Annotated in this window: 17 protein-coding genes; 3 read left to right on the forward strand and 14 right to left on the reverse strand. The window is 41.6% G+C overall.

Annotation, left to right across the window (positions count from 1 at the left end):
* Positions 1 to 67: 67 nt before the first annotated feature.
* From ABF638_RS06560 to ABF638_RS06570, 3 genes are all read right to left on the reverse strand, one after another.
* Positions 68 to 4,522, reverse strand: coding sequence for a pentapeptide repeat-containing protein (locus ABF638_RS06560; protein ID WP_435021270.1), 4,455 nt, complete (start codon positions 4,520 to 4,522; stop codon positions 68 to 70).
* A 124-nt stretch (positions 4,523 to 4,646) separates the two neighbouring features.
* The gene (locus ABF638_RS06565; RefSeq protein WP_069068181.1) at positions 4,647 to 5,654 is read right to left on the reverse strand and encodes an SPFH domain-containing protein; all 1,008 of its coding nucleotides are present in this window, start codon (positions 5,652 to 5,654) and stop codon (positions 4,647 to 4,649) included.
* Between the two features lie 90 nt (positions 5,655 to 5,744).
* Positions 5,745 to 6,179, reverse strand: a complete 435-nt coding sequence (locus tag ABF638_RS06570) for an NfeD family protein (protein WP_181931077.1) — start codon at positions 6,177 to 6,179, stop codon at positions 5,745 to 5,747.
* Between the two features lie 232 nt (positions 6,180 to 6,411).
* On the opposite strand from ABF638_RS06570, the gene ABF638_RS06575 reads away from it, so the two are divergent.
* Complete coding sequence (locus tag ABF638_RS06575) at positions 6,412 to 8,397, forward strand: protein phosphatase 2C domain-containing protein (protein ID WP_435021273.1); 1,986 nt, start codon at positions 6,412 to 6,414, stop codon at positions 8,395 to 8,397.
* A 623-nt stretch (positions 8,398 to 9,020) separates the two neighbouring features.
* On the opposite strand, the gene ABF638_RS06580 is transcribed toward ABF638_RS06575, so the two are convergent.
* Both ABF638_RS06580 and ABF638_RS06585 read right to left on the reverse strand, forming a co-directional pair.
* On the reverse strand, positions 9,021 to 11,267 hold the full coding sequence (locus tag ABF638_RS06580) for an EAL domain-containing protein (protein ID WP_435021275.1): 2,247 nt from the start codon (positions 11,265 to 11,267) through the stop codon (positions 9,021 to 9,023).
* Between the two features lie 395 nt (positions 11,268 to 11,662).
* Positions 11,663 to 12,109, reverse strand: coding sequence for a tetratricopeptide repeat protein (locus ABF638_RS06585; RefSeq protein WP_435021277.1), 447 nt, complete (start codon positions 12,107 to 12,109; stop codon positions 11,663 to 11,665).
* A 927-nt stretch (positions 12,110 to 13,036) separates the two neighbouring features.
* On the opposite strand from ABF638_RS06585, the gene ABF638_RS06590 reads away from it, so the two are divergent.
* Positions 13,037 to 13,258, forward strand: a complete 222-nt coding sequence (locus tag ABF638_RS06590; protein WP_069068195.1) for a ferredoxin-thioredoxin reductase variable chain — start codon at positions 13,037 to 13,039, stop codon at positions 13,256 to 13,258.
* A gap of 5 nt (positions 13,259 to 13,263) precedes the next feature.
* Here the strand turns inward: ABF638_RS06590 and ABF638_RS06595 are convergent, their stop codons facing one another.
* The 6 genes from ABF638_RS06595 to ABF638_RS06620 all read right to left on the reverse strand — a co-directional run bounded on the left by ABF638_RS06595 (position 13,264) and on the right by ABF638_RS06620 (position 18,930).
* On the reverse strand, positions 13,264 to 13,485 hold the full coding sequence (locus ABF638_RS06595; RefSeq protein WP_435021279.1) for a hypothetical protein: 222 nt from the start codon (positions 13,483 to 13,485) through the stop codon (positions 13,264 to 13,266).
* A 138-nt stretch (positions 13,486 to 13,623) separates the two neighbouring features.
* Complete coding sequence (locus tag ABF638_RS06600) at positions 13,624 to 14,412, reverse strand: YdcF family protein (RefSeq protein ID WP_435021281.1); 789 nt, start codon at positions 14,410 to 14,412, stop codon at positions 13,624 to 13,626.
* 322 nt (positions 14,413 to 14,734) lie between these two features.
* Positions 14,735 to 15,241 (reverse strand): hypothetical protein, encoded by a 507-nt coding sequence (locus ABF638_RS06605; RefSeq protein WP_435021283.1) that lies wholly within the window; start codon positions 15,239 to 15,241, stop codon positions 14,735 to 14,737.
* Between the two features lie 13 nt (positions 15,242 to 15,254).
* Positions 15,255 to 16,799, reverse strand: coding sequence for an AAA family ATPase (locus ABF638_RS06610; RefSeq protein ID WP_435021285.1), 1,545 nt, complete (start codon positions 16,797 to 16,799; stop codon positions 15,255 to 15,257).
* Between the two features lie 84 nt (positions 16,800 to 16,883).
* Entirely contained in the window at positions 16,884 to 17,489 is a 606-nt protein-coding gene (locus tag ABF638_RS06615) for a 50S ribosomal protein L25/general stress protein Ctc (protein ID WP_435021287.1), read from the reverse strand.
* A 97-nt stretch (positions 17,490 to 17,586) separates the two neighbouring features.
* Positions 17,587 to 18,930, reverse strand: a complete 1,344-nt coding sequence (locus tag ABF638_RS06620; protein ID WP_181931085.1) for an adenylosuccinate synthase — start codon at positions 18,928 to 18,930, stop codon at positions 17,587 to 17,589.
* Between the two features lie 263 nt (positions 18,931 to 19,193).
* Here ABF638_RS06620 and ABF638_RS06625 point away from each other — a divergent pair, with 263 nt between their 5' ends.
* Positions 19,194 to 19,598 (forward strand): response regulator, encoded by a 405-nt coding sequence (locus tag ABF638_RS06625; protein ID WP_181932628.1) that lies wholly within the window; start codon positions 19,194 to 19,196, stop codon positions 19,596 to 19,598.
* 201 nt (positions 19,599 to 19,799) lie between these two features.
* Here the strand turns inward: ABF638_RS06625 and ABF638_RS06630 are convergent, their stop codons facing one another.
* The 3 genes from ABF638_RS06630 to ABF638_RS06640 form a co-directional block, all read right to left on the reverse strand.
* Entirely contained in the window at positions 19,800 to 20,642 is an 843-nt protein-coding gene (locus ABF638_RS06630; RefSeq protein ID WP_435021289.1) for an FkbM family methyltransferase, read from the reverse strand.
* 236 nt (positions 20,643 to 20,878) lie between these two features.
* Positions 20,879 to 23,296 (reverse strand): tetratricopeptide repeat protein, encoded by a 2,418-nt coding sequence (locus tag ABF638_RS06635; protein WP_435021291.1) that lies wholly within the window; start codon positions 23,294 to 23,296, stop codon positions 20,879 to 20,881.
* Positions 23,297 to 23,839: 543 nt separating this feature from the next.
* On the reverse strand, positions 23,840 to 24,343 hold the full coding sequence (locus ABF638_RS06640; protein WP_435021293.1) for a hypothetical protein: 504 nt from the start codon (positions 24,341 to 24,343) through the stop codon (positions 23,840 to 23,842).
* Positions 24,344 to 24,668: the final 325 nt, after the last annotated feature.

Here is a 24,668-nt window from a genome sequence, read left to right on the forward strand (position 1 = left end):
ATTGATTCCCAATCTCCCACAATTGCATTGACTCCACAATTACCAGAAGTGCAATAGGCTAAAATTATTAAGCCTCTTCTTCCATAGCACCTAATGCTTTGAGAGTTGCCTTTTTAGATTCGGTTAAACCTGTAACGCCTGTAATGTTCATATCTTCGTAAGGTCTTTTTGGTCTAAGGGTTTTTATGCAATTACCTGTGCTAGTGTCCCAAAGCATTATTGTGCCATCACAACTACAACTAGCAAGCATTGTACTATCCAGACTAAAAGCAACTGAACGAATCCAAAGAGAATGACCTTGTAAAATTTTCAGGCATTTACCACTGTTTATATCCCAAAGTATTATAGTTTTGTCGTCTGCACCACTCGCTAGAGTTTTACCATCTGGACTAAAAGCAACTGCTGATACTGATTTGGTGTGACCTTGTAAAGTTTTCCAGCATTCACCTGTGAAGGGACACCATAACCCAATGCTTTCATTAAGAGTACCACTAGCTAAAAGTTTACCATCCGAACTGAAAGCAATTGAGCGTGTCCAAGGGCCTCTTCCAATTTCTAATGTTTTAAGATATTGGCTTGTATAGATATTCCATAGCTTTATTTCTCCCTCACAATTACTAATAGCTAATGTTTCAGCATCGGGACTGAATGCAACTGAGCGTATTGAGTGATTGTCTGCAAAACTTTCCCAGCATTCTCCCAGTTTTACATCCCATAATCTTACATTTCCGTCACCACTACCACTAGCAAGTATCTGACCATTTGGGGAGAAAACGATTGATTGTACCCAATCACTGTGTCCATGCAAAACTTTCAAGCATTCTCCTGTGCGGAAATTCCATAATCTGACTGTTGTATCAGCACTACCGCTAGCAAGTATTTCACCATCTCTATCAAGAGCAACTGATTGTACCCAATTGGTGTGACCTTGTAGAATTTTTACAGATTTACCAGTGCCAACATTCCATAATTTTACTGTTGTCTCATCATCTGCACTAACAATCATTTCACCATTTAAGCTAAAAGCGACAGAGTTTACCCAAGTGCTGTGTCCCTGTAAAACTTTTTGGCATTCACCTGTAGCAACACTCCAAAATCTTAGTGTCTTGTCATAGCTACCGCTAACAAGAGTATCTCCATCTGGACTAAAAGCAATTGAACGTACTGAATTGAAGTGTCCCTTTAATGTTTTTAAACATTCACCTGTTTTTACATCCCAAAATCTGATATTTTGGTCGCCGCTACTAGCAACTATCTTACTATCAGGGCTAAAAGCAACTACTAACAATGAGAAATTCTGCCCTTGTATGATTAACTTACATTCGCCTGTATTCACATTCCATAATCTTACAGTTTCATCATAACTACCACTTGCAAGCATCTTACCGTCTGGACTAAAAGTAACTGATTTTACAGAATTTATATGTCCTTCTAAAGTTTTTAAACATTGGCTAGTTTTAAGATCCCATAATTTTATCGTGTAATCAGAACTACTACTAGCAAGCATCTCACCATCTGGACTAAATACAATTGAGTGTACTAAATTAGTATGCCCCAGCAAAATCTGTAAGCATTTACCAGTTTGAATATCCCATAATCTCACTGTTTGGTCATTACTGGCACTAGCAAGAATCTTACCTTTAGGACAGAAAGCAACTGAATTTACAAACCTATTGTGTCCTTGTAAAATTGTTAAGCATTTACCAGTGCGGGTATCCCATAACCTTATATTCCCATCGTGACTACTGCTAGCGACTTTATTGCTATCTTGACTAAAGTCAACTGAAACTATTCCACCAGTATGTCCATTAAAAGTTAAAATTTCTTCGCCAGTAGCAACTTTCCATATACGAACAATACCTTCACCATCACCAGTAACTACAAATTGACTATCAAAACTATACGCAACTGAGAAAATCGCACCAAATACTTTAGTAAAAATACTATCAACCAAATTTGCTTGTGCAAAATTAACATAATGCAAGCTAGCCTCACTAAAATCAGCACCTTTAAGCACAGCACCGCTTAAATCTCTTCCATTCAAAGCAAACTTATCTACTTTTACTAAGACTGTTGCGGCATTACCCCCGACATAAGCAACTTCATCCTCAGTTTTCCCCCGTGTCTCTTCGATAATATTGATAACTGACTCCTTAGCGTCAACATCAACCATCCCAATCAACAAATCCATCACGGCTTTCGTTAAAGGTGCTTTACCAAAAGTCACCCTCAATTTTTCTAACGATTCACTTCTAAATCCCTTTAATGCTGGAGTTGGCAAAATCTCTCCAGCTGCATCTACTTGACGACTGAAATAAGCAGACCAACTATAATCAACAGGTGCAGCATCATGATTTATCTGGAATCGCACCCGCGCTAAATCTGTAAAATCACTAGCCAATACTCCCAATTCTGCTGCAAATTTATACGCTACAAAAAACTCTAACAAAGACCGATGCGCTGGAGTATAATCACCATCAGCATTGCGGATGAGCATTGTTTGCCCCATCATGTCGTAATGCCAGTGGTCTAAATCCTTCTCTTCCTGTACCACCGAACCAAATAACCGCCGAATTCTGTCAGGGAAAAGCCGATAATTGAGGCTCATTTGATCTGTAGACAGCATTTCCCAAGAAAGTTCGCACAAAAAGTATAGCTTTTCTGTTAACGAAGTAAACGTGCGATCGCTCTTAATATCCCTTTCCATTTTCCGCCGCACTGCATACAAGTAAACCCGCGACATATCCACAGGTTTACCCGCCTCAATATCTGGTAACGCTTCCAAAATTAACTCTGTCATCACTGGACGACGGGCTAAATCCAATAATTGCGGATTTCCCATCACTTGTTCAACCGTTGCAGCTTCCGTTTGATGTGACAACACCAGCCGAATTTGCTCGTCGTTAAATTTCTCCAGTTCCAGCACTTCAAACTGGGGTGTTTCCCCCGTCAACTGCTTGGTAGAAGCTTGCAACTCGGCATTCAGTAAAGCGCGTCCTTCTTTAGCTTCAGGAAAATGTTCGGTGCGACAAGTCAGCACAACCTTGGCACCGGGAACCACAACTTTCGCCAGTTCCCAAAAGTTATTAATCATCTGCTGACGGTCAACTTTTGCTGCCATTTCGTCAAAACCATCGAAAATTAGCAGCAATTTCCCCATACCGTTTAACTGGTCAAATACTTCGCTAGTTAAACGAATATTATGTTGTGTAAAAAAGAACCCTGCTAAAACATTCTCGACATTTATTGCTTTGGCAAAATCTCGCAGCGTAATTACCAAAGGCAAACGAGGACGCTCAATACCGCGTTTTTGGGCATCTCGGTAACGTTGTAATGCCACCCAAGCATAATGGAAGGCAAACCAAGTTTTCCCCGTACCAAATTCTCCTAGTATAGAAATATGCTCTTTAGCGGGATCGTCCAACCACATATCAATATAACCATCAATCCAACCATCGCGATCGCTATAGTGACTGATGCCGATACGCTGTTTAGTATCGGGGTCAATTTCCTCTTTTGTGCAAGCTAAAGGAACGTATTTTGTATCTATTTGCCGCCGGATAACTTCCGCTTCTAACCAATCGAGATAATCGCTAAAATCAGCATCTTGGTCAATGAGTTCGTCAAAAGTGTAACAACCTAAGTAGCGATTTTCCTCCTTTTCCACCTCATTCCGCGCCGCTCGTGCAATGCGTCTGGCTGTTACTAACCAACCTTCATCAGTTCTCTGCTGCTCCACAGAAGAACGCAAAACAGCGACATCCTTGAGTCCAACTTCTCCCTCAATTCCCCTGATTAAGATCCGGTCATATCGGTTACGCCGGGTTGGCACATTGATAATCCACTCAAAATATGAATCACCCCAAATTTCATACTTTTCAAAGCGGTAGCCCAAGGTTTCAAACCAGCCGCGCATTTGTTGGGCTAAAGCTATGGCTCTACATTGATTTTCGGTAGATGTTTCAGCCTCAAGCAGTGCAGGAGAATTTTGTGCCAACCGTGCTATTTCTGTCCGAATACCTTCTAAAGTCGGTAATCTGTCAAGTACTTCTTGAATATTTACAATGCGTTTTTGCAAAGAGCCAATTTGTTGACTCATTAGTGTATCTGCTGGGTTGCGAGTGCGTTTAGCAACTTCCGCAAACACAATATAAAACGCAGCAACTTCCCGTCTAATGTCAATTCCCAAACTTCTAATGTCATCACCCAACGAGTATGCATCAAGCGAAGCATCAACCTCAGAAAGCAAAATTGAGGGATTATTATGGTCAAATGCTTTACGGAAAGCCTGTTTTATTGCTTCCTGGCGAAAAAGTTCTAAACAAGGCTTAGGTTTTCCAACACCATACTCTACCAGTGTGTATGCATAAACCCCACTAAAATCTGCTGGTGGATGCTCTGGGTCGAGGTTAAACTGCTGAAGTAATTTAATTACAGTCTCATTGCGTTGAATCTTTTCCTTAATTAAAGGATTTGCGATCGCAATAATAGCGTTGATGACCTGTTCTGGGGTAATAATCATTATTCATTGGGCATTGGACATTGGGCATGGGGAATAGGGCATTGGGCATGGGGAAGAAATTAATCTCTACTTCCTAATCTCTCCCGCTCTTAACTCCCCACTCCCTACTCCCCACTCTCCATTTTTAACTAGGGCGGTTATGTTCTAATCCTGGAATTTGTTTAGAAAATAACTCGTTAGAGTCAACTTGACCATTTGAGATAACAGAACGCATACCCTCAAAAGCAGCAGGGATAGTACGCGGATCTATAAATAAGACCTTGCTGCTATCGCTTCTACCAATTGTTGCACCCATATCCAGATAGCCCAAGGCAAACAGAACTTCTACTGCTTTATTGGCATTGGGATTTGTCTGGAGCTTTTGTGCAATAATTTCTGATGACTCTGCGATCGCTTGTGCTTTTAAAACTTGCTGCTGACGTTCCGCTTGAGCTTTCAAAACGATCGCCTTTTGTTCAGCTTCCGCTTGCAGAACTGTTGATTTTTGCCGAGCTTCGGCATCTAATATTTGCGCCTCTGCTTTACCTCTAGCACTATTGACAGCAGCTTCGCGTTCACCCTCAGAATTTAAAATTGCTGCCCGTTTGCGTCGTTCTGCCGACATTTGCAATTCCATCGATTCTCGCACCGCCTGAGATGGAACAATATCTCGCAGTTCTACCCGCGTCACTTTCACACCCCAAGGATCTGTGGCAATATCCAAATCTCTTAACAGAAGTTCATTGATTTGAGAACGAGCAGTAAAGGTTTCATCCAACTCTAGTTGTCCCATCTCGGAGCGAATTTGAGTCAGTACCATATTTACCATTGCCGACTGGAGATTTTCTACCTTATACCAGGCTTTTTCCATATCCACAATGCGCCAATAAAACACTGCATCTACCTCAATACCAACGTTGTCACGGGTGATGCATTTTTGGGGAGGAATATCTAAGACTTTTTCCCGGATGGTTTCTCTGTAAACGATTTTATCCAAAAAAGGAATTAAAAAATTCATTCCAGGTTCCAGCTTTTTGTTATAGCTGCCCAATCTTTCTACCAAAGCTTCATTACCCTGATTGATGACTTTTACAGACCCCGCTACAGCAGAACCACCAAGGGCTAAAAAGACTAGTAAAAAAAACTGTTCCATTATAAATCTCCTGATTTTTTAAGTATCAAATGTAACTCAAAAGTAAAAGAAGTGGGGGAGGGGTAAAAACTAATGACAAATGACCAATGACTAATGACTCAATAAATTTTCTGGTATCACAATCAAAGTAGTACCTTCTCTCCTCACCACATAAACTCTTTGATGGGGTGCTACGGTAAATTTGTCATCGTCGCATCGTGCTTGCCAGGAATTTCCCTCATACAGCACCCGCCCTGTTTTCCCAGGTGGGATTTCTGTTAAGGTTTCGGCTATAACTGCATCCTGAATTTTCGACTGGCGTCGTCGTGGTTGCAAAAACCGACGAGAAAGCACGATTAATAATGTGGAAAGTAATAACCAAACTAAAACTTGCAACCATACATTTCCCAAACCCACTCCAGACAGCAGCGCCACCACCAACGCGCTAATTCCCATCATGAAAGCGACAAACGCCGATGGTAAAAACAGTTCTGTCAAACACAGAACTCCTCCTGCCAGAAGCCAGATTAAGGTAAAACTTGGCATAGCGCCATCCTAGTGTCTACATTGACGTAAATGCATTTCTACGATTAGATACAGCCAGACTAAGTTATTTACAGCAAGCAAAACTTGGTATTTATACCAATAATTTTGATTAATTTCAGTAACAAGGTGTAGCTAGCGGTACACAAATCCAGTCTATTCTAGCCTTCAAGTCATTGGCAGCTAAAATTAATCGAAGTTAATGAGTTGATTGTTTTTTTAAATTTATACTTTTATGATTTCTACTCAACTGATAATTTTTTGTATAAATCCACGTTGTAAGAGTCCGATTAATCCGATGGGAGATAGTGTTTGTGCCAGTTGCCAAACTCCTTTAGTTCACCGTTATCTTTGGGCAACTGGCTCATCGTCTGCTCAAATCCCACCAGGCACAAAGGTAGCAGACAGATATGAGGTAATTAGTTCCCAGATTTGGCTGGATACTCAACCGGGACTACCGCCAGATGTTCCTGAAGAATTGCCAACGCAAGTAATTCCTTATTTACGGTTATATCAGGAGCGGTTGCATCTCCCCCAGGTTTATGGGTTTGCTTGTTATGAGGAAGATACAACTGATATCCTCTTATTGGAAAATGTGCCGATAGATAAGACAGGAAATATTTATCCAACTATTGTTGAGGCATGGGAACAAGCAACGGCGGTACGACAAGTTTATTGGCTATGGCAAATTCTCCAACTTTGGACACCTCTATCAGAGTTGGGACTTAGCCACAGTTTACTGGTAGTAGACAATTTGAGAGTTCAAGGTTGGTGTGTGCGACTGTTAGAACTTTACCAAACACCAGCAAATGAGAAATTGAGTTTACAAAATCTGGGAGAGTGTTGGCAGTTTTGGGTAGTTTCTGCAAAAACATCAGTAGCCAAGGGGTTACAAAACATCGTCCAGCAGATGTGTGAAACTGAGGTTGATGTAGAGACTATTAATATTCAACTCAATAATTTATTACTAGCATCTGCGGCAGAATTACCATTAATTTTAAAGGTGGCAGGCTCTACAGATATTGGCCCAATTATGGCGCAAAATGAAGACGCTTGCTACCCCAATACTTTGATTGATTTAGATGAACCTTTATTGCACCACTTATCAATTGTTTGTGATGGCATTGGTGGACATGAAGGCGGCGAGGTTGCTAGTCAGTTGGCAGTGCAGTCTGTAAAGTTGCAAATTCGCGTTTTACTAAAAGAGGTTACAGAACAAACTGCACTTGTTCCACCTGAGTTGTTGCAAGAACAATTAGAAGCAAGCTTGCGGGTGGTAAATAATCTGATTTGTGCGCGTAATAATGAGCAAAAACGCCAAGGCAGAGAACGCATGGCTACAACTATTGTTATGGCGTTGCAAGTTCCCCAACGAGTGCAAACAAGTACTGGGTGGCAATCAAATAACACCCATGAACTTTACTTGGCTAATGTTGGCGATAGCCGTGCCTATTGGATTACTCGCAATTATTGCCAGCTACTCACAGTAGATGATGATGTAGCAACGCGGGAAGTACGCTTTGCTAAAAGCTTGTATCGAAAGGCACTTTTAAGACAAGATGCTAGTGCTTTAACTCAAGCATTGGGGACAAGAGATTCAGAATCTTTGCGTCTCAAGGTTCAGCGTTTTATTGTGGAAGAAGATGGCATATTGCTACTGTGTTCTGATGGTTTAAGTGATAATAACTGGGTGGAACAATCTTGGCAGGATTATGCAATACCTGTGTTAGCAGGGCAAATGACAGTTGAAGATGCTGTCCGCAACTGGATTGACTTGGCAAATGAAAAAAATGGGCGTGATAATACGTCGGTTGTTCTCACTTATTGCCGTGTCTCTCCAGAATATTTAGTACCTGTGACTCCGGCGTTGCCAGAAGAGATTATAGAAGCAGAAATACAAGAAGAACCAGAGCAAGTAGAGGAAGAAGAGGAAGAGGAAGAATTAATTTCCTTTACAGAAAGTTCGCAAACGTTGCTAGATTTGGATCTAGAGTTGGATCTTTTAGAGGAAACACCTTTAAGCCCAGAAATTCCACCAACCTTAATTACAAAACCTAATCTAGGCAAACGTTTGGTAACGCTGGGGGGAGTTTTGGCGTTGCTTGTAGTGGGTACAAGTCTGGGATTATTTACTTGGTGGCAAGTCAATCCTCAAGGATTCCAGCAGATGTGTCGGCAATTTCCCCAAAGATTGCAGCAAGTGTGTCCAACTGAAAAATAGAGATTAGGGAGTAGGTTATACCGAAATATTGTAATGTTGATGAGGAATATTACAGTATTGATAAGGAATATTGTAATTTTGATGATAAACATTAAAACATTGCTTATGAATATTGTAATGTTTGAGAGAAACATTGCAGTATTGATAAGAAATATTGCAATGCTAATGATAAACATTAAAACATTGCTTATGAATATTGTAATGTTTGAAAGAAACGTTGCAATGTTTGCCAGAACGGCTTTTATTTCAGGATGCTGGACAATAAAATTGCGATCGCTATAGCAGTTCTCGGTTAAGTGAGGTACAAGAACCCCACCCCCAACCCCCTCCCCGCAAGCGCTACGGTGTACACACAAGTCTTTAAGAGTTGCCCCATAAGCTTTTGATCCCCCCAACCCCCCTTAAAAAGGGGGGCAAAAACCTCTCAAAGTCCCCCTTTTTAAGGGGGATTTAGGGGGATCTAGGACGATTTTGGTTTTTTAGAAAGATGTGTGTACACCGTAGCCCCGCAAGCGAGGAGGGGGCTATGATGTACCTCATGTGATTAGGAAATGCTATAGCGAGTCTAGATAAGTTAGCGATCGCACCACAGATAACTCTACATCACATCTTGCAACTGGCAGCTAGCCCAGTGGACGAGGCATTCCAATGCCATATCCCTGTGCGAAATCAATTCCTAGTGCTGTAATTCGCTCTAAAATCGCGTCATTTTCCACAAACTCAGCAATTGTCTTAATACCCATCACACTGCTAATGTGCGTCATTGCTGTCACGATCGCATAATCCACAGGATTCTCGACAATATTACAAATAAAGCTCCCGTCAATTTTGAGGTAATCCACAGGCAGAGACTTGAGATAAGCAAAGGACGACATCCCCACCCCAAAATCGTCCAATGCAAAGCGACAGCCCATCCGTTGAAGTGACTGAATGAACTGCTTGGCTTTGCCCAAGTTGGCGATCGCTACAGTCTCAGTAATCTCAAAGCAAATGCATTGGGGTGAGATGGAGTATAAGCTAAACTGCTCATACAGAAAGTTAATGAACTGATCATCGTTGATGCTAGAGCCAGAAAGATTAATTGCATAGATGCTTTGTTTATTGCCAACTACCCTTTTCCAATTCCTGAACAGAGTCCGAATCACCCACCGATCAATCAGGTACATCAAGTCATAGCGTTCTGCTGCTGGAATAAACACCATCGGCAGCACTAAATTTCCCTGCTTATCCCGGAGCCGCAGCAACACTTCATAATAGTCGCCGTTTTGAGCCGTTGGGGTGATAGCGGCAATGGGTTGAACATAGAGACAAAACCAATCACTTTCCAAAGCTTGAGAAATGCGGCTGGCCCACTGCATTTCCCCACGCTGTTGCAGTTGCTCCTGGTCGTCAGTTTGAGCAACATACACGCGATTGCGCCCTCGGTTCTTGGCGGTATAGCAAGCTGCATCAGCCCTGCCGATAATCTCTGCAAGGCTCTCGCTATTTGTGTCAATACCCACCAAGCCGATACTTGCTCCAATTGAGAATGCCTGCTCTTGCCAAACAAACCGGAACTCTTGAACACACGAAAGCAGATCATTGGCAACTCGTAAAGCTTGCTCCGGTATACACTGACTGAGCAATACGCCAAATTCATCGCCCCCTAAGCGTGCGAGTGTGTCAGTTTTCCGAATCTTCTCCTGCAATAGGACAGTAATTTGACGTAGTAATTCGTCTCCAGCCAGATGACCACAGGTATCATTTACAATTTTGAAGTGATCAAGATCCAAATAGCACAATGCATGAACCTGCGAATCTAATTTAGCAAGGCACAATGCTTGTTCAATCTGCTGCTCAAACTCCTGGCGATTCACCAATCCGGTTAAAGCATCATGACTTGCTTGCCAAGATAGCTGACGCGAAAGCAAGCGGTTCTGAGTCACGTCACGAAACACCATAACCGCGCCAATAACTTTTCTCTCACGATTGCGAATGGGCGAGGCTGAATCTTGAATTGCAATTTCTTGATTATTCTGATTAATTAAAACGGTATGGTTTGCTAAACTCACAGTTTGATTTTCTTTTAACGCTTGCTCAATTGGGTTCTGAACTTTTTCCCTTGTCATTTCATTCACCATTTCAAAGACTTCTTCTAACAGCAACCCTTTTGCGGATGTTTCACTACATCCAAGCAGAAATTTTGCAACAGGATTGAGGTATTCAATCCTGCCAAATGCATCTGTGGTAATAACTGCATCTCCTATCGATTGCAATGTCAACTGAGCTAATTCTTTTTCTTGAAAAAGTGTTTCTTCAATTTGCTTGAATTCTGTGATATCGTATCCCACCGATTGAAATTCCAGAAAGCATCCTTGCTCATCAAATATCATTCGGTTATGCCACTTAGTCCAATGCACCTTACCTTCCAGAAGCAGGCGCTTCTCAATGATGACAACAGGATTATCAGCACTAATTAAAGCTACGAATTCAGTAACTCGCTCCCGATCTGCCTCCAAGATCATGGGTTGATCGCAGCTGACAAGCAGTTCCTCTAGCGATCGCCCAAAATAAAGCGCAAAAGCTTGGTTGAAAAACGTGAGTGTGCCGTCTGGTAAATATCGAGCAATCATTTCAGTCTGATCTTCGACAATGGCACGGTAGCGAATCTCGCTTTGTTTGATTGTGATTTCTGCTTGCTTGACTAAGCGAAGCTCATCATAGACATCGCTGATTTCCCGCTCCAGTTTTTGGTTAGTTGCCGACAATTGTGCAGAACTGGGGAGAGTAAGTGCCTTTGGTATCAACTTTCTCAATACAAAATCTGTGTACAGTGCTCCTAAAGCCGTGATGGCTTTGATCCAAGCACTTAGCCAATGTTTATAAGCCAATACCTTTGCCAAAAAAAAAGTATGAAGAGAGAGGACTGAACCCAATACTGCTCGGTTAAGGGAAAAAGGGAAAGGAGAAAGGGGCAAGAAAAAACTTTTACCCCAAACCCAGTAACCTTTTCCCAAAACCCGATTCCGAATTAAAAATGCTTAACCGAGAAGTATTGGGGCTGAACCGGCTGAACCTGACTATGCCGCTTGAACAGTCTCCTGCGTAGATTAGAAATTTTGGCGTTGCATATTTGCGGGATGATTTTGTTAGTTTTGTGGGATGGGCATCTTGCCCGTCCCTTTTATTTTAGGGCGGGCGAGACGCCCACCCTACAAGAATCATCCCTTGATTCAGCAACGCCGAAATTTTTTCTATCTTTCCATTTCGAGAACTTCAGACTAAATTAACATTCCGGATAAGTCTCTAGCAGGTCTTTAAATAGTACTAAAGCTTGCAGATACAGCGGCTCGGCTTCGTCGTGGCGTCCTAGAAAATCATAAAGTGACGCTAGGTTGTTCAAACTAGTGGCGATAGAAGGATGTTTTTCTCCCAGCAGCCATTTTTTTTGTTTTAAAGCTTCCACTAAAAACTCTTCAGCTTGGTCATAATAAAGTGCTGCTAGATTGTCCAAGCTGGTGACGACAGAAAGATGTTTTACGTCCAGCAGCCGTTTTGTCTGTCCTAAAGTTTCCACTAATAACTTTTTGGCTTGGTCATGGCGTCCTTGATAATAGTAGAGTTCTGCTAAATTGTTGAGGCTAGTGGCAACAGGAGGATGTTTTTCTTCCAGCAGCCGTTTTCTTTGTCCTAAAGCTTGCACAAAAAGCACTCCGCGGTTAGGCTTAGTCATAGCTTCCTTGATAATATTAGAATCCTGCTAACTCCTTTAGGCTGGTGGTAGCAGAGGAATGTTCTTCTTCCAAACGGTTTTGCACCGTTGATCAACGGTGCTTATACCAAACTGCTGCAATTAGCGCTCAATCTGAATTTATATAGCATACAGATATCTGCTTACTCTTTAGTCTTACAAAGGTTTGAGATGTATAAAAAGTTCGATTTAATTACAAATATTTAAAAACTTTACAATTTTTCCCTCTCTTAGCGAGTATTTACATAGAGCAAACCTAGATAAGACACAATACTTTTCGGGTTTTGGGGAAAAGGGGAATGGGAAAAGAAAAAACCTTTAACCCAAACTCAACCTACAATTTTTTTGCTAAAATCCCGCCGTCTACACGGCGCTTACAATTAATTGTTCCTTCTGCCTTCTGCCTTCTTCAACGCCAATTCGCCGCAACATAGCTTCACGCTCTTGTAGTACAATTTCTGTTGCCTGTTTGCGTTTACAAAGTGCAGCTTGCTGTTCGCTGATTTCCCGCTCCAGTTCTCGATTGGCTACTTCCAGTCGCCCTGGTTCTAAGTTGACTATGCACGAAAATTGTTGAGAGAGTTGACCTGGGGAACATCCTGGAGTGAAGATAAAAGGGTTAGATATCTTGTCACAGTACTAAGCACATCTGAGATCGGCTTATTTTCTTTCATTTCCCTACTTTTGGGGTAAATATAGGGGGTAAGGGCGATAGATATTAACGCGGCAAAAAACTAAAGAAAGTACGCACGGATTGCTAATACGTGCCTGGACGCAGAGGGTTAAATGCACCGTCGCACCCCGATGAAGCGTCAAGAAATAGCTGATTAAATCAAATTTAAAGCGATTTAATCATATATTTTGTAGCAGATACTTGTGGAAAAGAAAATGCTAGGTGTAAATGTTGTTATGAAAGTTGGCGATCGCGTCCGCGTTAAAGATTCGGTAGTAGTGTATCATCATCCTGAACATCGGAATCAGGCTTTTGACATCAAAGGTACAGAAGGCGAAGTAATAGGTATTGCCACCCAATGGCAAGGCAGACCCGTAAGCGCTAATTTCCCAGTTGTAGTCCAGTTTAGTAAAAAGTTTAAAGCCCATTTACGTGAAAATGAGTTAGAAGTCATCTAAATGACTCATCGGCGGCGAAACCACTGAAAAATATTCAGTTCGCCGCGCATTCTTTTAAGCTCTTGGCGGTTCTCTTCTGCTGTTGTATAATACCATTCACAATAACTCTGAAACTCTGACCGTGACCGAACTTCGTGGTAGAAATGATGGGTTGTTTGATAAGTGGCAAAAGCTTCCTCAACTTGGGGTTGAGGGGATGGCATAATATAAGGTAAATTTTTAGACATAAAGTTAATTTAGTTTGTCATTGGTCATTGGTCATTTGTCATTGGTCATTAAGAGTTTGAAATTCAGGCAATTAACGCACTTTATAATTAATAACTCATAACTCATAACTCATAACTTTCTAACAACTCATAATTTTATTACAGCCAACCGCGTAGGCGATAAACTAAAGAACCAATGTACTCTTTTAAAGCGGTGGTAAATTGGTGCAGGTTGTCGGTATCAGGTAATAAATTCAGTATAGCGGCTTTGGGAGTGCCACCAAGTTCTTGCAGTTCACCCTCACTAACCAGAAAGTCAGTGGGTGCAGGAATAGCATTGATTCCTTGACGCTGGAAAATCTGAAGCGATCGCGGCATGTGCATTGCAGAAGTAACTAATAATACCTGACTGATGCCACGAGACTCCAAAATTTTGCGGACATTCACTGCATTTTGATAAGTATTGAGTGAGTCGGGTTCCTGAACAATTGCCTCAGATGGAATGCCAATAGATGTGAGTATTGTTGCCATATCTGCCGATTCTGATGAACCGCTTCCCCGCCAATCAATGCGGCCTCCGCTCAGAATGATTATAGGCGCTTTTTTTTGGCGATACAGTTGTGCAGCATAAATGACGCGATCGCCAGATTCACTCAAATCGACAGTAGGTCTTGGAGGAAAAGCTGATTTAGTTGCGCCACCCAAAACCACAATTGCTTCTGCATTGGGTATTTGACTTGGAATATTTTGCCATTCTAGCGATCGCACTAATGATTTAGCGATCCAAGCATTACTGCAAAATAGCAATAAACTTAGGGCAAAAGCAATTGCGATCGCCGCAGTCCGGGGTCGTTTCCACAAAGTAACTAATGCTACTACCAAACTTACGCAAGCAAGTCCTAGTGGATAAAAAAATAGTGGCAATAATTTGGAGAGATATAAAAACATATTGGGGATTGGGGATTGGGTACTGGGGATTGGGTACTGGGCAATACTGCTCGGTTAACCATTTTTAACTCGGCATTGGGTTTGGGGAAAAGGTTAAAGGGTAAAGGTTAAAGGTTTTTTCTTTCCCCTTTCCCCCGCCCCTTATCCCCAGAGGGGGCCCCACCTTCCCCTTTTCCCTTTAACCGACAAGTATTGGGGTACTGGTTAGTAGGGTTTGGGGATTAGGAAGAGGGGGGAGATAAGGGAAAGGCCTGTTGAAAATTCCCCCAGTCCCCAATCCCCAATCCCCAATCCCCAATCCCCAATCCCCAGTCCCCAATCCCTACCTTTCCCAAAACCTGAAATTGAAACTACTTCCAGGAGGGCGACGATAACGGCGGCCGGTTCTTCTTATTTGCCGTTTGTTGATCCTCTCGTTTGTTGGTTCAACTTCAACCACTTCTGACTCTTCAACTGGCAACTGAGTTCTAATTTCTTCCTTACTTCCCCACCAAGCAGTAATCCAGCCTCCAGCTAAAGCGCCTATTCCACCTAGCAAGATACTCATGGGTGCGGGATACCCCAAATACACAAAACCAAGCATGAAAAATAACCAGTATTTCAGTCCTGTATCCACACCATCAGAGGAGGCTACAGCTGGTGCTTGGGGGCTATTACTAGTTACATTTGTGATCCAGCTTAAGATGAAACCGCCCAAGATACCTAAGAAGATGCTCAGGGCTGGTGCGGAGCCGGTCATGATTAATATAAATGTTAAAAATGCCCCAAATAACAGTTGAGAAAAGAAGCTGGGAGAAATAGCGAAAAAATCGTTCTTTTTGTCTGCCATAGAGTCAAAAAAACTATTGAGAAATTACTGCTTTCAATTGTGCCTGTTGTGATTGAGTTGTATCCAAAATCTTTACGTAAGGTTTTTCTTCTTCCGTGAAAGATTCAGCTTGTTTGATTTGTGAAGCTAATAAATCGGCGGTAGCGTCAGCGATATCACCAGTGCGATTGTTCAAACGCTCTTTTAAAACTTCAAGGGGTGCTGTGCATTGGATAATCTGAATGGGAAGTTGGTGTTTCGTAGCTTGAGCGATCGCTTCTTGCCGTAACTGCTGTTTATCATACTTAGCATCCAAAATCACCGAAAAACCTTGTTTAGCCAGTATGATTCCCAATTCCAACAGCCGTGTGTAAGTTTTTTCGGTCATCTCTGGTGTATACAAATCATCGCCACCCCGTTCCCACAGAGGAATTCCCCCTAAGTGTTTCCGCACTGCATCTGAACGAAGCTGAATTGCTCCTAGCTCACGAGCTAAATACTTCGCTGTAGTACTTTTACCAGAACCCGACAACCCCGACATCAAAATCAGTTGTCCCAGCTTTGGTTTAGTGTAATCCCAAGCCTGTTTGTAATACTCAGCAGCAGTTTTTGTCGCTTCTTCCTTTACTGTCGCAGGTACACTCGGATCATCTAGCAAAAATGAAGTTACCTTTGCCCGGACATAAGCCTGACGACTTAAATACAAAGGCAATACCTGTAAGCCTTCCCAGTCTCCAGTTTGCTCTATATAGGCATTCAAAAACGCATTACCCAAGTCTTTGCGCTGCCGCGCTTCCAAATCCATCACCGTAAACGCCACATCGTACATTACATCGACAAAGCGAAACGGCTCATTAAACTCAATGCAATCGAACAGCAAGATTTTATCGTGCCACAAGGCAATATTTCTCAGGTGTAAATCCCCGTGACATTCACGAATGTAATCGTTGTGAATTCTGCTAGCAAATAATTCTGGACGTTCTGCAAAAAAGTTATCTGTATATTGCTTTGTTTCTGTAAATTGCGCCTGAGTCTGGGGGCCACCAATATAATTCTCAGTTTGCTGATAATTCTCATCAAAGGCAGCCCGGACATTTGCTACTTCACCAAAAGTGCGAATATAATCATTCGTCTGTGCTTCGGCATGGTATTGAGCCACCACCCGTCCCAACTCTTCTAGGTGTGTCTCATTTAACTTACCCTGTTCAAAAAGTGTACTCAATAGTGACTCTTGAGGAAACTGGCGCATCTTCAGCACGTATTCTAGAGCTTCGGCTGTTCCCCCTAACTGGTATTGCTCCCCTACCAAAGTTATGGGCAAAACTTCTAAATACAGTTCACCAGCACCCCGCTGATTTAACCGCAACTCTTCCTGACAAAAATGCTGCCGCTTATCTAAGGTGGAAAAGTCCAAAAAGCCAAAATTCACAGGTTTTTTCAGCTTATAAGCGTAATCCCCAGTTAACAGCACATAAGAAACGTGAGTTTGAATTAGTTCAATGGGTTCTGTTACCGTATGGGGATAAAATCCAGGCTGCAACATTTGCTGAATTAGGACTGGAAAAGTTGCTTCTGTCATTTCTATTCCTCTGCGGTTCAAATACAAAAAAACCAGGAGTTATCCCCCTGGTGACATCAAAAATTATTACACAGTTTACATAGCTTAAGAAGCTGGTTCAGTTTCAGTTTCAGTACCAGCATCAGCAGCGCTAATTTGTGGTGGCAAAACGCTGACCACAAGTCGCTCTAATTCCGCTAGAGGTGTTACACCTTCAGGAAAGGCTATATCACTAAGACTCAAGCTGTCTCCAATTTGCAGGTTAGAGACATCGATTTCGATTACATCTGGGATATTTTCTGGCGCACAACTCACTTGCAATTCAGAAATTACGGTGTCTAAAACACCACCATCTTGTTTAACACCAATAGCAGTACCTACAAAACGCAGCCGAACTTCTACAGTTGTGTCGCCGTGGCCAGCAACCGCAAAAAAGCTGAGGTGGTAAGGTGTGCCTTTGGCTGGATGGATCTGAAGTTCCCGCAGCAAGGTTTTGCCGCGCCAAGGTGCATCAGCAATATTCAATTCAATCAAGGTGTTGTTAACGGAAGCTCTTTTGAGCAAACGCTCAACAGTTTTGGCTTCAATGGTCAAAGAAATGGATTCTGTACCCTTATGACCATACAAATTGGCAGGTATCAGTCCAGCACGGCGCAAAGCTCTTGGCTTACTGCCTTCTGGACGTTTTTGAGATTCGACTGTAATAGCCATATAAATTGTCCTTTGTCATTTGTCAGTTGTCATTTGTCATTTGTCAGTTGTCATTTGTCATTTGCTAATGACCAATGACTAATGACTAATGACCAATTTACGCACTTAGTAAGGTAGCAGGTGTGCCATCGGGGTGCAATAAAGCGCGTTTAGGCCCGTGGATGGGGTCTTCTACGATTATGGTTTGATCGCGGCTTGCTCCTAGTGAGACGATCGCAATCGGGACTTCCATCAATTCAGCAAGGAATTTTAGATAGTCTAGCGCTTGCTGTGGCAAGTCTTCCAGGGTGCGGCAGTGGGTTGTTGACACCTTCCAGCCTGGTAAGGTTTTGTAAATGGGGCGACATCTCGCAAATTGACGAGAACTGGTGGGGAAGTGTTCGCTGCGTTGACCATCGATGTCATAGGCGACACAAACTTGAATTTCCTCTAATTCATCGAGGACATCTAGTTTGGTGAGCGCCATACAATCCATGCCGTTAATTCGCACGGCATAGCGACCGATAACAGCATCAAACCAGCCACAACGCCGTTTACGTCCGGTAGTTGTGCCAAATTCGGCCCCGCGATCGCACAACAATTCTCCCAACTCTCCATCCAATTCCGTGGGAAATGGCCCTTCTCCCACACGGGTTGTATAGGCTTTCGACACCCCAATTACCCGGTCAATCATTGTCGGCCCTACCCCTGCACCAACGCAAGCCCCCCCCGCCACAGGGTTGGAGGAGGTGACATAAGGATAAGTTCCGTGATCTAGGTCAAGGAGCGTGCCTTGTGCGCCTTCAAACAAAATATTGCGCCGTCGTTGAATCGCATCGGATATCTTTAACGATGTATCAATCACGTAAGGTCGCAAGCGTTCTGCATAACCCAAATACTGTTCAATTACCTCTTGTGCATCTAGAGGCGGCAAGTTGTAAAGCTTTTCTAAAATGACGTTTTTATAATTAATCGTCCACTCTAACTGCTCACGTAGTCCATCAGGGTTCATCAAGTCTAAAACCCGAATGCCTGTACGTTCAGATTTGTCAGCATAAGTCGGCCCAATGCCCCGACCTGTTGTGCCGATCTTATAGCTTCCCCGTCGTTCTTCAGATGCCTGGTCAATCAATCGATGATAAGGCATCGTTACGTGGGCTGTCTCAGATATCAGCAGGTGGTCAGTGGAAATATTTAATTCTTTTAGTTGGTCGAGTTCTGCGATCAAAATCTGTGGATCGATCACTGTTCCACAGCCGATAATGCAATCGGTATTTGGATACAAAATACCAGAGGGAATCAAGTGCAGCTTAAAGGTCTGACCTTTGACTACAATCGTGTGTCCAGCATTGACACCCCCTTGGTAACGCACCACAACATCTGCGGAACGGCTGAGTAAGTCAGTTATTTTACCTTTTCCTTCATCGCCCCATTGGGCACCTATGACAATGACGTTAGCCAAGAGCTTATATTAAGAAGTAAAGTTTCCACAAACTATTATTATTAACATATTGTTTGAATCATGTCAATACTAATTGCCTTGAATGAATAATAAGTTTTGTTTATCAATAATCAGCTCCAAAATCAACCTGCCTCCTACCCAAATATGGGGTCTACTTGTGCAAAATGTTCTGGCAGTAGGAAAATAGATGAAGCGGTATGCCTCCTGCCCTCTGCCTTTCTTCGGTAAAAGTCACAGCAAGTAAGGATAAAACATCATTTATTATGCAACCTTCTGGAACTCTTGCCGATTTAAATATCCTGGTAGTTGAAGATGATGATGATACTCGCTTCTTTATCGCTACTGTCTTGGAAATGGATGGAGCAAAAGTTATAGCAGTGATATCAGCAGCGGCGGCACGCGAAGTATTGTCTGAATTACAACCCGATGTTTTAGTTTGTGATATTGGGTTGCCTGGGGAAGATGGCTACACTTTCATCAACAAAATCCGTGCGCTCAAACCAATGAATGGTGGACGCATCCCAGCTATTGCTTTAACAGCCTATGCCGATAGTGAAGCTCGAATTCGTGCCTTGGAAGCTGGATTTGACACTCATGTATCTAAACCGATTGCTCCAGAAGAACTAGTTGAGATAGTGGCTTGTTTGGTTGCTTCTTGTAATTGGTAATTACTGTAATTAGTGGCTGCGGTAACAGTTGTGAACAATCTGCAAAAATGTCTATGGTGTTCTGTCAACTAACCGCTTTCAAGGTGTCATAAAGTAGTTTGTAGCGCTTAAACCCTTAAATCAGGAGCAGAGATCCTCTAATTACATTTTCAGACTCTAGGCTTGAACGAATATAATTAAACAATAGAGCCTGATTATCTGCTAGTTACAGGCTGTAAAAATAATATCGATATGATGAGTTTTTTGTTGCTCAAAGTAATTCATAATTGCAGGAATATCTCTGCCAAACTTAAGTAATCTACCACTTCTTTCAACTAAGGAAATATGATAACCAATATCTAAAATTAGCTTTAAAAAATCAGATGGTTCTATACCGCCGAATAATTTTAGATTTAAAGGTGCAAATTCTGCAAAGATAATAGGCTTATCTCGCTTAAGAATATTCAGCATACCCCGGATGGCATACGGTTCATGTCCTTCTATATCAATTTTGACTATATCTACTCTATTTTCTATTAAAAAAGTATCAAGTTGAACAGCCTCTATCTTTTTGAAGTATGCATCTGGAGCAGAAATTAGAGATTTTAATAAATCTTCATTTTCGGAAGTAACCCTTGCTCCAGAATTAGATGTATTACCAAGATCAGAAATAATAATAGTTTTATTAGCGTCACTGACAGCAAAATTATATGCTTGGATAATTTCCTCAAATGCGTTATAGATAATACTCGTTTTCAAGAGTTTAAAATTGTTGTTATCAGGTTCAAAACTAAACACTTTACCACGGGGACATTGGCTGGCAGCTAGTAAACTATAATAACCTATATTAGCTCCAATATCTATAACACAAGAGTCTGGCTTGAGATATTTGACAAAAGTTTCTGATATGCTTTGTTCATAGCTACCTTTCATAAATAGTGGGCGGCCAATATATTTGTCTTGAATATTCAAAAGAATATAAAAGTTATAGGGTGTGATTTTCTTAAATACATTACTACAATTGGCAAAAGGCTTGAGCAAAATATCAGGAACATGTCCTAGCATTTCAACCCGTAAGTTCCGCAGTTTTGACTCCCAAGACTTGAACATAGATTTACATAGAAAATTTACCTCAGCATTATATGACTAGACCTAATGAGACAGCAATAAGTTTTAGTACAAAATGAGGAATTTATCAATCTTGAAATTAGGTATGACTTTACAGTTGTTTTTATTACAATTGATAAAATAATAATACCTGCGGAGGGCTGTGCTTATGCACTTCTATCTATTGCAAAAAATTAGTGCGATCGCTTGTATTTTTCTAGCAATTGCGGCAAGTAGTCATAACCGTCAACACCAATAAATTTAATGATGTTCGTTCGGGACTTTACTATTAATTGCTGTACAGCTTCATCTCCTAATTTACTCTGTAAAATTGTTAGTAAACCAGCCGCTTGCCGCCATTCCACCGCCGTAATTTGCTCTAATAAATACATCCCCAGACAGCTATTGTATACAGTTTTTTCATAATTATTCAGGTTGTAGTAACTTTCCGCCAAATACAAAAAGTTCACCCCTTGCAGATATTTATCACTAGAAAACTGTACCGCCTCAGTGCCTTTTTCTAGGTATTCTACAGCAGCTTGGGGTTTTTCTAAGGCGACGTGAGCAATGCCAAGACTGATGTAACAAAGGGCTTGAGTTTGACGAGCAGCCAAGGTGATACCAAATCGTGAATCACTCAATTTTTCTGACAATTCCAAACCTCGGCGCAAGTATTCTATTGCTTGTTCATAGACATCTGGTTCTACGCATTCTATCTGCTGTGCTGCAAATACTTCGCTATAGCCTAAAGTTGCCAAGGCGTGAGCTTCTCCCAAGCGCTCGCCTGCTTGACGAGCCAAAATTAATGCTCTCTGGCTGTAGTTAATCGCCTGAGAATAATCTTTTTGAGCAACGCAAACACGGCTACTGTGGTTGAGATTGGCAATTTCACAGGGTTGATCTCCGGCATGGCGGGCAATTTCTAAGGCTTCCTGGTGAAATGATTTCGCCTCTGGATATTTACCTAAAATAAACTGGGAATAGCCCAACAGCGTTAATATCCGCGCTTTTTCTTGAGTACCTTCCACTTCTTTGAGTGGTGTATCCAAATAAGCGATCGCATCTTGCAGCGAATCTCTACCGAAAAAGGCAAACGCCCCACCGTAAAGGGGAAAGTATTCTCGATGGGCAAAAGTTCTGAGAATTTGTAAGACGATCTGAAAACAGGCTTTCGCTAATTCTTCGCCTTTGCTGCGGAAACCATTAGATAACTCGCACCAAACTACAGCGAAACTGAGAAAAGTGGCAATGGACGCAGATGTACTCCATTTGGAATCATAAGGTTGTCTTTCAAACCAAGTCACCAAACCTTGCTGCATTCTTTGCAGAATTACTGTCAATTCCACCCAATCTTTCAGATTTATATCTGACTGGTGAACAACTATCTCTGTTACAGAACCGCCATCTGCCAATGTAGAAAATAATAGTTTTGGCAAGGGACTGCTGACTTTTAGTGCCCATGAAGCCCAAGGATCTTGTTTTGCTCTGGACTCTTTCAATCCTAATGGAGTTGCTTTTGGCTCGTAAATCCAACTGACAAGAGAACCTTCCAATTGCTGATAGGATTCTACGCCATTAGCAATGCCGATCGCTAGTTGTTGTATTTCTTGTTTTCGGTGCAGATCGTCGTGAGAAGACGCCGCTTCCTTTAACTCTTGCGCCAGTTGTTGTAATTGACTTTGGCTGAAAACTTGGTTTTGGTTAGGGTCAATAATTTGTAACAAGACTGAAAAGCGTGAAGCTTCTGAGGCTGTGAGAATTTGTTGCACAGCTGCGGTGATTGCGGCTTGATTCTGTTTTTGTTTTTGGACTCGTTCCCATTCTCCTTGAATACTTTGTAATGCCTTTAGGGTACGATTTAAACGAGCTTTCTTTAATTCAGGAGTCTCTTTTTGGAACAAACTCGGAGAATTTATCACCTGATCTAGTTCAGATTGGGTGGAATGCAAGCGATCGCTCAAACAGCGTTCAAAGATTTCACCATTACCACTACTCACATTTTCTACTAATTGGCGATATATATACTCTTTGGAACTGATTTGACCTTTGAGAGCGGTATCAACAATTTCCTCAATTAACTTGTGGTATGAGTCAGATAATAAATTAAATGTTGCGGCTGGCGTAGTTTCTGCTGCTAGATTATTTGTTTCCGAAGTAGAGGAATCGGATTTTTCTTCTTTATTTGGCGTTACTAAAGTTTCCTCAGAAGCAGGGGAATCGGATATTTCTTCTTTAGTTGGTGTTGCTAAAGTTTTCCGAGAATTTGTCGGTGATGCATTTGCTTTAGAATTAGATAAGTAATAATCTGCTAAAGAGCCGCAGAGAAACTCTTCACGAAAGCGGTTTATTTTGGCACGTGACTGGATTTTGCGGTAACGACGTTTCTGATACCATAAACCAGAAATGAGTAAGCCTGCGATCGCTCCGATGCCAACTCCTACCATCGCAACCTTGGCATCTTCTAAAGCTGGATTTTGTTGTCCAGGTTCAACAGTCGGATTGGAAGATGCACTTTCAGCAATAGCATAGTCACTCCCTGAACTTAGCTGCACGCTAGTTGCGATCGCCGCAACCGATAGTATAAATCTAAATATTAACTTTGATTTCCACATAATTTGATAGTTTAAAAATATGTTAACGATTTCTGAGTTGCTTCTAATTTAATGGAGACATCAGATAAAGCAGAGTTTTTCGGAGACTAAGCGCCTCCCCAAGGAGTGAATAGTCAAGGAACAAGCTAACTAGATCCCTCTTTTCCCAAGGAAGTTCCTCTCCACTCACTATAGAAAATAAACTTTGTCAACAGCAATTTACAGAAGATGTTCTTATTTTTTAACATTATTTCTGCGTCTAGGAATCTTGACAAAGCCATATATTAGTACCATTTCTCCAAGTATCTGTATCAGGTATTTCTTCAGGAGGCGGGAGGCAGAGGGCAGAAGGAATCCCCATAAATAAATTTAGGGGATTTAATAAGAACGCTGTATTTCTTGCGCTGTGCGTCTCGAAATAGATATTTTTTTGTTTTTCATAAATAAATTTACTTGCTCTAAACCCGCTTGACAGAGGGCAAAAATATATTTTCTTCCTCCTACCCTCTGCCTCTCCTGATAAAATTTCAACTTTAATAGACTTGTACAGAGTTTCTAGCTACCTTACTCTTTAATTTCTCTGTGTGCAGTTCTATTTATAGAATAGGTACTTCCCCGAAAGCTCAATTTATGGGTTACAGGAGTTATGGTGACTCCATCTGATTTGGCATTAGGATCAGCACAAACAAAATAGGTACATCCTCGAAAGCTCAGTTTATGGGTTACTGGTGCTATGGTGACTCCATCTGATTTGGCATTGGGGTCAGCACGATAGCAAGCCCCACGGTAGATTAAGTTATAATCTGGTTCCGATTTGGGAACAGGCTGTTGTGAATATTGTGTTTCCCTGCTGACTATTTTGCTTGTATAGTATTCGTAGCTTGTACTGATAAGAATAAGAATTAATAGTAGAAGTAAAATCTGCCAAGGAGCTAACATTAAACCCAAAATCAGACTGATAGCTGCAAATACAGCTACTAAATGTGAGATTTCATTATTATTTCTTTTTAATAAAAAATAGCCAATGATGAAAAAAGCACACGGTATAATCAAAAGGTACAAAGCCATATTTACTACATTCGTAACTAAAAGCAAAGGATTTATAAAGCAGATTGAACTTATTTGAAAAGCTGTTGTTTATTTTACCTCCAATCAGCTTTAGTAGTTACCGTGCTACTTGAGTAAAAGTGTTACGTCAAGTTATCTGTATTAGCTGCGATCGCAAAGAACAATTAACAGTTAAGGCTATCTCAAACCTTTGTTAGCAAACCTTTGGAGTGAGGTTAAAGGATTCTGTAGAGTGAGGGGTTTTGTCTCTATTCATTCAGAGAGGTGACAATCTCACACATGAGGCGTGGTACAGGTGGATGCTCAGTGTAAAGCCTTTGCTGAA

The sequence above is a fragment of the Nostoc sp. CALU 1950 genome (genome assembly GCF_051172895.1).
GTDB lineage: Bacteria > Cyanobacteriota > Cyanobacteriia > Cyanobacteriales > Nostocaceae > Nostoc > Nostoc edaphicum_A.

What these genes read in the sequence shown, in the direction of transcription:
- ABF638_RS06560 (WP_435021270.1), bottom strand. Translation starts at nt 4,522, where the DNA reads ATGATTATTACCCCAGAACAGGTCATCAACGCTATTATTGCGATCGCA.
- ABF638_RS06565 (WP_069068181.1), bottom strand. Translation starts at nt 5,654, where the DNA reads ATGGAACAGTTTTTTTTACTAGTCTTTTTAGCCCTTGGTGGTTCTGCT.
- ABF638_RS06570 (WP_181931077.1), bottom strand. Translation starts at nt 6,179, where the DNA reads ATGCCAAGTTTTACCTTAATCTGGCTTCTGGCAGGAGGAGTTCTGTGT.
- ABF638_RS06575 (WP_435021273.1), top strand. Translation starts at nt 6,412, where the DNA reads ATGATTTCTACTCAACTGATAATTTTTTGTATAAATCCACGTTGTAAG.
- ABF638_RS06585 (WP_435021277.1), bottom strand. Translation starts at nt 12,109, where the DNA reads ATGACTAAGCCTAACCGCGGAGTGCTTTTTGTGCAAGCTTTAGGACAA.
- ABF638_RS06590 (WP_069068195.1), top strand. Translation starts at nt 13,037, where the DNA reads ATGAAAGTTGGCGATCGCGTCCGCGTTAAAGATTCGGTAGTAGTGTAT.
- ABF638_RS06595 (WP_435021279.1), bottom strand. Translation starts at nt 13,485, where the DNA reads ATGTCTAAAAATTTACCTTATATTATGCCATCCCCTCAACCCCAAGTT.
- ABF638_RS06600 (WP_435021281.1), bottom strand. Translation starts at nt 14,412, where the DNA reads ATGTTTTTATATCTCTCCAAATTATTGCCACTATTTTTTTATCCACTA.
- ABF638_RS06605 (WP_435021283.1), bottom strand. Translation starts at nt 15,241, where the DNA reads ATGGCAGACAAAAAGAACGATTTTTTCGCTATTTCTCCCAGCTTCTTT.
- ABF638_RS06610 (WP_435021285.1), bottom strand. Translation starts at nt 16,799, where the DNA reads ATGACAGAAGCAACTTTTCCAGTCCTAATTCAGCAAATGTTGCAGCCT.
- ABF638_RS06615 (WP_435021287.1), bottom strand. Translation starts at nt 17,489, where the DNA reads ATGGCTATTACAGTCGAATCTCAAAAACGTCCAGAAGGCAGTAAGCCA.
- ABF638_RS06625 (WP_181932628.1), top strand. Translation starts at nt 19,194, where the DNA reads ATGCAACCTTCTGGAACTCTTGCCGATTTAAATATCCTGGTAGTTGAA.
- ABF638_RS06630 (WP_435021289.1), bottom strand. Translation starts at nt 20,642, where the DNA reads ATGCTAGGACATGTTCCTGATATTTTGCTCAAGCCTTTTGCCAATTGT.
- ABF638_RS06635 (WP_435021291.1), bottom strand. Translation starts at nt 23,296, where the DNA reads ATGTGGAAATCAAAGTTAATATTTAGATTTATACTATCGGTTGCGGCG.
- ABF638_RS06640 (WP_435021293.1), bottom strand. Translation starts at nt 24,343, where the DNA reads ATGGCTTTGTACCTTTTGATTATACCGTGTGCTTTTTTCATCATTGGC.